General features: G+C 71.2%; 11 protein-coding genes. 3 read left to right on the forward strand and 8 right to left on the reverse strand.

Annotation, left to right across the window (positions count from 1 at the left end):
* The 5 genes from ABZ749_RS22465 to ABZ749_RS22485 all read right to left on the reverse strand — a co-directional run.
* Positions 1-375: protein kinase (locus tag ABZ749_RS22465; protein WP_357230664.1), on the reverse strand; the 375-nt coding region annotated here is incomplete at its 3' end.
* Between the two features lie 99 nt (positions 376-474).
* On the reverse strand, positions 475-678 hold the full coding sequence (locus ABZ749_RS22470) for a hypothetical protein (protein WP_238668377.1): 204 nt from the start codon (positions 676-678) through the stop codon (positions 475-477).
* Between the two features lie 2 nt (positions 679-680).
* Positions 681-1,724: a substrate-binding domain-containing protein gene (locus ABZ749_RS22475; RefSeq protein WP_357230667.1), complete on the reverse strand. Its 1,044-nt coding sequence runs from the start codon at positions 1,722-1,724 to the stop codon at positions 681-683.
* A gap of 123 nt (positions 1,725-1,847) precedes the next feature.
* Positions 1,848-2,735, reverse strand: a complete 888-nt coding sequence (locus ABZ749_RS22480; RefSeq protein ID WP_357230670.1) for a helix-turn-helix transcriptional regulator — start codon at positions 2,733-2,735, stop codon at positions 1,848-1,850.
* 142 nt (positions 2,736-2,877) lie between these two features.
* The gene (locus ABZ749_RS22485; protein WP_091406718.1) at positions 2,878-3,117 is read right to left on the reverse strand and encodes a DUF397 domain-containing protein; all 240 of its coding nucleotides are present in this window, start codon (positions 3,115-3,117) and stop codon (positions 2,878-2,880) included.
* Between the two features lie 264 nt (positions 3,118-3,381).
* Between ABZ749_RS22485 and ABZ749_RS22490 the strand changes: the two genes are divergently transcribed.
* On the forward strand, positions 3,382-4,032 hold the full coding sequence (locus ABZ749_RS22490) for a GGDEF domain-containing protein (protein WP_357230673.1): 651 nt from the start codon (positions 3,382-3,384) through the stop codon (positions 4,030-4,032).
* Between the two features lie 4 nt (positions 4,033-4,036).
* Here ABZ749_RS22490 and rox read toward each other — a convergent pair whose 3' ends face one another.
* Complete coding sequence (gene rox, locus ABZ749_RS22495) at positions 4,037-5,464, reverse strand: rifampin monooxygenase (protein ID WP_357230676.1); 1,428 nt, start codon at positions 5,462-5,464, stop codon at positions 4,037-4,039.
* A 164-nt stretch (positions 5,465-5,628) separates the two neighbouring features.
* Positions 5,629-6,567 carry a phosphotransferase gene (locus ABZ749_RS22500; RefSeq protein ID WP_357230679.1) on the reverse strand — a complete coding sequence of 313 codons (939 nt, stop codon included), beginning with the start codon at positions 6,565-6,567 and terminating at the stop codon, positions 5,629-5,631.
* Between the two features lie 223 nt (positions 6,568-6,790).
* Here ABZ749_RS22500 and ABZ749_RS22505 point away from each other — a divergent pair, with 223 nt between their 5' ends.
* Positions 6,791-7,435 (forward strand): NAD(P)H-dependent oxidoreductase, encoded by a 645-nt coding sequence (locus ABZ749_RS22505; protein WP_357230682.1) that lies wholly within the window; start codon positions 6,791-6,793, stop codon positions 7,433-7,435.
* A gap of 89 nt (positions 7,436-7,524) precedes the next feature.
* Here ABZ749_RS22505 and ABZ749_RS22510 read toward each other — a convergent pair whose 3' ends face one another.
* The gene (locus ABZ749_RS22510) at positions 7,525-8,016 is read right to left on the reverse strand and encodes a type II toxin-antitoxin system PemK/MazF family toxin (RefSeq protein ID WP_124778425.1); all 492 of its coding nucleotides are present in this window, start codon (positions 8,014-8,016) and stop codon (positions 7,525-7,527) included.
* Positions 8,017-8,066: 50 nt separating this feature from the next.
* Here ABZ749_RS22510 and ABZ749_RS22515 point away from each other — a divergent pair, with 50 nt between their 5' ends.
* Positions 8,067-8,582 (forward strand): NUDIX domain-containing protein, encoded by a 516-nt coding sequence (locus ABZ749_RS22515; protein WP_357230686.1) that lies wholly within the window; start codon positions 8,067-8,069, stop codon positions 8,580-8,582.
* Positions 8,583-8,618 lie beyond the last annotated feature (36 nt).

Below are 8,618 nucleotides of genomic sequence, written 5' to 3' on the forward strand. Positions count from 1 at the left end.
GATCTGCCCGGCCACCCGGACCGCCTCCGGCCAGGGCAGCGGCCCGGTCCGCAGCCGGTCGGCCAGGTTGTGGCCGTCGACGAGCTCCATCACCAGGTACGGGACCACGACGCCGCCGGCCAGTGTCGCTTCGGCGTAGTCGTACACCTGGGTCACGTGTGGGTGGGTGAGCCGGGCGGCCGCGCGGGCCTCGCGTTGGATGGTGGCCCGCAGTTGTGGGTCGGTGGCGAACTGCCCGGCGAGCACCTTGATCGCCACCGGCCGGCCGAGCACCTCGTCGTCGCCACGCCACACCTCGGACATGCCACCGAGACCGATCCGCTCGTGAAGTACGTAGCGGTCGTGGAGGCGGAGAGTGGGCGTGAGCGGCGACATAACTTCACCAGTCTGCCTGGCAACACCGCAGTCGACCACTCTGCGTGCCCGGACCCACACTGTTCGTCCCGTGCGTACCGGAATGGGATTGGTGCGGGGTCAGGAGCAGCGCGGGGTGCCGGGCAGCGGTCGCGGTTGGATGCGGTCGGCGAGCCGGCGCAGGGCGAGGGCGGTGGCCTGCCGGGTCGGGGCGAGCAGGGCCCGGCGGGGGTGTTCGACCTGGACCGGCGCGTCCGGTCGGGCCGAGTTGACGTGCCGGCTCATGGCGTCGAGCGCGGTGATGTATCCGGTGGGAAGTTCCATGGTCAACTCCTTGGGACCGGTCCGGTGGATTCCCGGACGACGAGTGCGGTGGGCAGCAGCACGTGACCGGCCGCGGCGTCCGCGGGCGGGTCAAGCAGCAGCTCGGCGGCGATCCGGCCCTTCTCCTCGGCCGGTTGCCGGACAGTGGTGAGGCCGGCAGCGGCGGCCTCGGGGACGTCGTCGAAGCCGGTCACCGAGACGGGGGGACGATCATGGGCCGGCCGTGCGGCCAGGGCGTCCAGCACACCGAGCGCGAGGACGTCGGAGCCGGCCAGCACGGCGGTCGGCGGTGCGGGTTGGTCGAACAGCCCGGCGACGGCTGCGGCTGCCGCCGGGCGGCTGTTGCCGGGGACGTTGACAAGTGTCAGCTCGGCCCAGCCGACGCCGACCTCGGCGAAGGCGTCGGCGAACCCGCTGAGCCGACCTCGGGTGGTCGGATGCGGCACCTGGTCGACCCCGGCCACTGTGAGCGGGCCGGCCGGCGCGTCGGGCAGCACGGAGTCGGCGAGCAGCGCCACCCGACGGTGCCCGAGCCCCGCTACGTGCGCGGCGGCGCTGCGTGCGGCGGCCCGCTCGTCGATGCCGACGAACCGTTCGTCGGTGCCGGCGTCGTCGCGGGCGGCGGTGCTGACGAACGGCAGCCCGCGTTGGCGGATCACGTCCAGGGCCCACTCTTCGTCGGCGACGCAGTAGACGCAGAACCCGTCGACGGCGGCGTTCTCCACCGCCTGCCGGGCGTCGGTCACCGCCGGTGGCAGCGGCACCAGCAGCATGCTGGTGCCGTGCCGCTCGGCCGCCGCGCCGACACCGGCGAGGAAGCGGACCGCGAACGGGTCGGTGAAGGCGTACGACAGTTGCGAGGTGAACAGCACGCCGATCGACCCGACGAAACCTCGGCGCAGGGAGCGCGCGGTGGGGTTGGGGCCGGGGTACCCGAGTTGCCGGGCGGCGTCCAGGATCCGCTCGCGCAGGGCGGCGGAAAGCTGGTCGGGGCGGCTGTAGGCGTTTGACACGGTGCTGCGCGAGACGCCGACGGCGTCGGCCACGGCTTGCAGTGTTGGCTTCACCGGCACCTCTCTGTATCGATCCAGTCTGTATCGATACAGAGACTAGCTCGACCGGTCGGCGTCGGTCAATACGTGAACGGAGAGTGGGAGCGCGGTCGGCAGTCAGGCCGCGTAGAGGTCGTCCAGCAGGCCGCCGAGGATCTCCGCCGTACGCTCGGGCGGCTCGGCCTCGACGCAGAGCCGCTCCATGGCCACCGCGTAGTAATCCAGATCGTCGCGCTTGTCCAGGTAGATGGCGCTGGTGAGCTGTTCGATGTAGACGATGTCCGGAAGCTCCTGGTCGCCGAAGCGCAGGATGGTGAAGGCACCCCCGGCGGCGGCGTGGCCACCGGCGGCGAACGGGATGACCTGCAACCGGATGTGGGGCGACTTGGTCGCCTCGATGAGCGCGGTGAGCTGGCCGCGCATGACCTCCGCGCCGCCGATGGGCCGGCGCAGGGCCGCCTCGTCCACCACAGCCCAGAGCTGCGGCGGGTTCTGCCGCTGGAGCAACTGCTGACGCTGCATCCGCAGCGCGACACGCCTGTCGATCTCGCCCGGACCGGCAGTGCCGTGCCCGAGCAGCACGACCGCGCGGGCGTACTCCCGGGTCTGCAGGAGGCCGGGCACGAACTGCACCTCGTAGCTGCGGATCAGCGCGGCGGCGGCCTCCAGGCCGAGGTACGACTGGAACCAGGACGGCAGCACGTCGCCGTAGCGGTGCCACCAGCCGGGGCTGTTCGCGTCCCGCGCGAGCTTGAGCAGCGCGTCACGCTCGTGGTCCTCGGTGACGCCGTAGAGGGTCAACAGGTCGGCGACGTCGCGCTCCTTGAAGCCGACCCGGCCGAGCTCCATCCGACTGATCTTGGATTCGGAGGAGCGGATCTCCCAGCCGGCGCCCTCCCGGGTCACCCCGCTGGACTCCCGGAGGCGGCGCAGTTGGGCGCCGAGCAGCATGCGCAGCACGGTCGGCCCGGTTGTCGGGCCACCCTCGGCGGGAACCATCGTCACGTGCGGACCTCCGGACACCGACCCACGACGGCCGGGCGCCCCGGCCCGGCCGACGTGTAAGCATGCCATGGACCGACAGTGAGGTGAACTCCTCCGCGCCGGTGAATCAGTCTCGTCGCCGGGACGACCCGCCCCCGGACGGTCAGTTGATCAGGTGGTCGAAATCTCCGTCCCGCGCACCGAGAACGAAGGCGGCGATCTCATCCACCGTGTAGATGAGCGCCGGCCCTTCCGGGTGTCGTGAGTTGCGGACCGCGATGCCCGCTCCCTCGGGCAGTTCGGCCAGTTCGACGCAGTTGCCGCTGGGGTTGCTGCGGCGACTCTTCTGCCAGCTCAGCGGAGGCAACTGGTGGATCGGTACGCCATTGGGTGGCTGCTGCATGGGGGCGTCTTTCTGTTACGAGCCCGCCGGTGGCCGTGGGAGGAGCGGTGACGGCGAGGGGGTGCGGTATCGACATTGGACGGTTCTGCACGTGCATCTGCTATTGCATCTGCATCCGACGGCGAGCATGATAACGCACATGATCGGTGCCCATCCGTTCACTTTGTGTTACCCCCAGACGGGCAACGATCAGGCAAAACTGGGCCCGACGCGGTGTACCGCGTCAACCGAAGGCTGGAGGCGGTCGCGGCGATGGGAGGGTTCGTGCCGGATCCGATGAGTGTCGCCTCCGGCGTCTGCGCGGCGGGCGCACTGCTCTCCTCCTGGCAACTACGCCGACGGGCGGTGCGCGCCGAGGCCGAGATCGGTCACCTCCAGGCAGAACTGGCCGCTGAACGGCACGCCGCCAGTCACGACCCGCTGACCGGGCTGCCCAATCGCCGAGCCTTCTACCGCCTGGCAGCCGCACTGCTCACCGACGCCGCCGGCCAGCCGCTGATCGCCGTGGTGCTCGATCTGGACGACTTCAAGCAGATCAACGACCGGTACGGGCACGCCGCCGGCGACCAGGTGCTGATCAGTGTTGCCGAACGCCTCGCCGGCTTCGCCGGGGACAATCTCGTGGCGCGCCTCGGCGGCGACGAGTTCGCCGGGCTGCTCTCCAGCCCCACCGTCGACCGACGCTGGATCGAGCACTCAACCCGCCGGCTCAGCGAGACCGTCGCCGCGCCGATCCGGCTGACCGGGTGCAGCGTCCGGGTCACCGCGTCCGTCGGGCTCGCCCCGGTGACCGGCCCGGCCCAGCTCACCGATGCGCTCAGCCGCGCCGACGCGGCCATGTACCAGGCGAAGAGCCTCGGTGGCGCCCGATCGCCCCGCCAACTGGTCGACAGCGCGTTCCTCGGCGAACGCTGACCGTTCAGCTGACGGGCGCGCCGAACCACCTGGGCAGATGGCTGAGCAGGTTGGTCTGATCGTCGCCCACCCACGCCACGTGCCCGTCGGGCCGTAACAGCACGCCGGGCACCTCCACCTCATCGCTGACGTCGACGACATGGTCGACCCGCTCCGCCCAACCGGCGACAGAGAGCTGGCCGGTCTGGTCGAGCAGCAGGCCCCGGCCGCCGCGCATCAGCTCGTAGAGGCGCCCCCGCCTCAGCCGCACGTCACGCATGTGACGCCCGAGCAGTTCGTGCCCCGCGCCGAGGTCGTAGCGGACCCCGATCGCGGTGATCTTCTCGATCAGGTACCGGTTGACGTCCTCGAAGTCCAACAGCTCCGACAACAGTTGGCGCACCGACCGCGGCCCCGGCTCGGGTGAGAGCAGCACCATCTGCGCCCGGGTGTTGTTCAGCACGTCCGCGGCCACCGGATGCCGTTCGCTGTGGTAGCTGTCCAGCAGCCCCTCCGGCGCCCAGCCGTTGAGCTCGGCGGCCAGTTTCCAGCCGAGGTTGAACGCGTCCTGGATGCCGAGGTTGAGCCCCTGCCCACCGGTCGGCGGGTGGATGTGTGCCGCGTCGCCGGCCAACAGCACCCGGCCGACCCGATAACGCTCGGCCAGCCGGGTGGCGTCACCGAAGCGGGAGAGCCAGCGCGGTGAGTGGACACCGAAGTCGGTGCCCGCGTACACCCGCAGTTGGTGTTTGAAGTCCTCGATGGTCGGTGGGACGGTGCGGTCCTCGACCACCCCCTCGGCCGGGACGAGGACGCGGTACACCCCGTCTCCGAGGGGCCCGAGACCGAATCGGAGATGGGTCTTGCGGACCTCGGCCACCACGTCGGCCACCTGTTCCGGTGGCACGCCCACCTCCATCTCGCCCAGCAACGTCTCGACGCTGCTGGGCTCGCCGGGGAAGCCGACACCGAGCAGCCCGCGGACGGTGCTGCGACCGCCGTCGCAGCCGACGAGGTAGCGCGTACGCACCTGCGTGCCGTCGGCCAGCCGCACGGTCACCCCGTCGTCGTCCTGGCTGAGCCCGACGAGTTCGCTGCCGCGCCGGATCTCGACGCCGACCTCGCTGGCGTGCTCGCCCAGGAGACGGTCGGTAATGGTCTGCGGAATGCCGAGGACGTACGCGTGTGCCGTGTCCAGCCCGCCCGGCGACGGCTTGGGGATCGCGGCGAAGAAGCCCCCGACCGGGTACTGCGTTCCGAGCGCGAGGAACCGCTCCAGCAGACCTCGCTGGTCCAGCACCTCGATGCTTCGCGCGTGCAGGCCGAGCGCGCGGACGTAGCTGGTCGGCTCGGTCTCCTTCTCGAGCACGAGCGCGTGCAGTCCGTGCAGCCGCAACTCGGTGGCCAACATCAAGCCGGTCGGCCCGCCGCCAGCAATGATGACATCGATCATGTAATCCCCCGATTTTCCCAGATTTGGGCGTCGGCTGGAGATTCTGCGGCATCACCCGGGTCTTGCCGCAAGGCCCCGGGTGCGATATATGTTGGAGGTGGCAGAGAGCGCATTCGCTCTTTGCCTTACTTCTTGTCCCGCGTAGACGGCGACGTGGTCGCCGCTCAGAGCCGCCGGTCGAGGTCGCGCACTGCCGCGTCGGCGAGGGTGACCAGACCCACCGGTGACACCAGCCCCCGCACGATCCGCGCGGCCCGGTCCCGGTCGGCCGGCTCGACGTCGAGGTCCAACGCCTGGCGGGTCCAGTCGCTGAGGTCGTCGAGCGCGCGGACCGCGAGAAACCAGGCCAGGCGCAGCGGGTCGACGTCGGTCCTGCCGTAGCCGGCGAGCACCGCCTGCTGCTGCTCGGCAGTGATCGGCGCGAAGGCGAGCACCCCGCCGAGGACGAACATGAGGTCGCACTCGGGCGGGGCGAGCACCGCGTCGTCCCAGTCGATCAGCCAGACCTGCCCGTCCGCGCCGAGCAGGAGGTTGCCCAGGTGCGGGTCGCCGTGGCAGACCACCGCCGGCCCCAACCGGTCGACGGCGAGTCGCTCGACCCCACGGAGCAGCGTGGACACCCGGTCGGCGTTCGCCGCCCAGACGGCGGCCAGTTCGGCGACCAGCGGATCACCGGAGTCGGCCTGGTCGCGGAGCCGTCCGGCCACGTCCCGGGTCGCGGCCACGATCGAGGGGTACGCGTCACCGCCGCCTGGCAACAGCCGTTCCAACTCGTCGGTCACCGGCACCGCGTGCACGGCGGCCAGCAGTTCGCCGTAGGCACGCCAGTGCGCCTCGCTCATCGGGCCGTCCAGCGCCCGCAGGTCGGACACCCACGGGACCACGGACAGGCGGTGCCCGTCACGCTCGGCGTACAGGCGTCCGTCGCAGGTGCGGACCTGCGCCGCGACACCTGGCACGCCCCGCTCGGCCAGGTGCGCGGTCACGATCAGGCCGGCCGGCGTACCGCCACCGCTGACCTTGACGGCATACCGCTCGCCGTCGCCCGTCTCACCCCGCCAGAGCCGAGCCCGCAGATCAGCCCCGTGCGGAACCTCGTCCACTGTGGACAACCAAAGCCCAAACTCTCCCCGGACCCACCCCACCACGTCCACCGACCCACCCCCACCCCACCCCGCCTGCTGGCGGTGATCAAGAAGTTCGCGTCACTGTCGGCCCGGATTCTGACGCAAACCTCTTGATCAGGTGTGCCTGGTGGGGGGCGTGGGCGGAGATGATTCGGGTACGCGGAGGGACGGCCCAGCCGACCGACGAGAGGAACCCCTCGTGCCGAGCATCCGTGCCCTCGTACTCAACTGCACCCTCAAGCCGTCGCCTGCCCCCTCCAGCTCCGAGCAACTGGGCCGGGAGGTGTTGGCCGAACTGAACCGTCAGGGCGTGGACGGCGAGATCGTCCGGGTGGTCGACCACGACGTGCGCTTCGGGGTGTCGACCGACGAGGGCCACGGCGACGGTTGGCCCGCCATCCGCGCCAAGCTGCTCGCCGCCCAGATCCTCATCATCGCCACCCCGATCTGGCTCGGCCAGCCCGCGAGCGTCACCAAGATGGTCCTCGAACGCCTCGACGCCGAGCTGTCCGAGACCGACGACGAGGGACGGCTGCTCACCTACGGCAAGGTGGCCGGCGTCGCGGTCGTCGGCAACGAGGACGGCGCACACCACAGCATCGCCGAGGTGCAGGGGGCGCTCAACGAGGTGGGCTTCACCGTCGCCGCCGCCGCCGCGACCTACTGGGTCGGTGAGGCGCTGCACACGGTGGACTACCGCGAGGCCGGCCCGAAGCCCGACACCACCGGTCGCACCACGAAGGCACTGGCGCTCAACAGCGCACACCTGGCCCGGCTCCTCGCCGACCAGCCGTACCCGCCGCCGGACGCGAAGGGCGCGGCGGTCGGTCCGAGCCGCGAATAGACCTCACCGCCAGGGGCGTCACCGCCCCGGGCCGCCCTACTGCCGGGCAGCTCCGGGCGCGGCTCGCCGCCGATCCTCGCCCGGCGCGGTCAGCGCCAGCCGTAACCGGCGCGCAACGCCTGCCCGACCCGGTCGAACCGGGGCCGATCCAACACGGCACCCTCCCGGCGGATGCTGTCCTCGCGCATGGTGAGCACCCGGTCCAACCGGACCCAGCTCGGCCGGTTGTCCCGGTCCCACTCCCCCGGCCCGAGCGCGAACCAGTGCCGCTGCCCGTCCCGGTCGCTCTGGCTGGACAGCATCAGCCCGAACAGGGTCCGGCTGTGCCGCCCGACGACCAGCACCGGCCGATCCTTGCCCTGGCGGGGGTCGTCCTCGTACGGCACCCACGTCCAGACGATCTCGCCCGGGTCGGCCTGGCCGTCGCGCTCCGGAGCGTAGGTCAACTCCCGACGCTGCAAGGCGCTCACCTGACGGCGGCGGGCCACCTGCGCGGGCGCCGGCCCGGTGCGCCGGGGCGACGGGATCACCGCACCGACCCGGGAGATACGTGCCGCGACATTCCTCAACAGACCAGCCACGGCGGGCAGCCTACCCGCCGCCGAAGGAGACGCTACGACAGACTGGCCCCATGAACGAGCTACCCCGTGACCTGCCGATCCTGGAGCGACGCGCGGTGCGGGTCGTGGTCGTCGACGACACCGACCGGGTGTTGCTGTTCCACACCCGCGACCCGGACCACGCCCGGCTGGGCACCTGGTGGGAGCTCCCCGGCGGTGGCATGGATCCCGGCGAGACCTGTCGCGACACCGCGGTACGGGAACTGCGGGAAGAGACCGGAATCGTGATCACCACCGACCAGGTTGGTACGCCGAACTGGCGGCGGCGGGCGAGCTTCCTGCACCGCCAGTTGCGGCACGTCCAGGACGAGGTCGTCGTCGCCGTACGGCTGGCCCGCCCTGGCCCGGACGTGGACGAGGCGCAGCGGCTCGACTACGAGCGGGAGGACTACTTCGGCTTCCGCTGGTGGCCGTTGCCCGAGGTGGTGGCCAGTCGGGAACGCTTCTACCCCGGGCAGCTCCCCCGGCTGATCACCCCCTTTCTCGCCGGCACGGAGATCGACGAGCCGTTCGAACTGTGGTCGTGAGCCGGGTCGGCGGGCAGAGTGTGGGAATGAGGAGCG

The organism is Micromonospora sp. NPDC047753, from assembly GCF_040642735.1.
GTDB lineage: Bacteria > Actinomycetota > Actinomycetes > Mycobacteriales > Micromonosporaceae > Micromonospora.

Excerpts from the sequence above, each read along its gene's own strand:
- ABZ749_RS22470 (WP_238668377.1), bottom strand. The coding sequence starts at position 678 with ATGGAACTTCCCACCGGATACATCACCGCGCTCGACGCCATGAGCCGG.
- ABZ749_RS22515 (WP_357230686.1), top strand. The coding sequence starts at position 8,067 with ATGAACGAGCTACCCCGTGACCTGCCGATCCTGGAGCGACGCGCGGTG.
- rox (WP_357230676.1), bottom strand. The coding sequence starts at position 5,464 with ATGATCGATGTCATCATTGCTGGCGGCGGGCCGACCGGCTTGATGTTG.
- ABZ749_RS22485 (WP_091406718.1), bottom strand. The coding sequence starts at position 3,117 with ATGCAGCAGCCACCCAATGGCGTACCGATCCACCAGTTGCCTCCGCTG.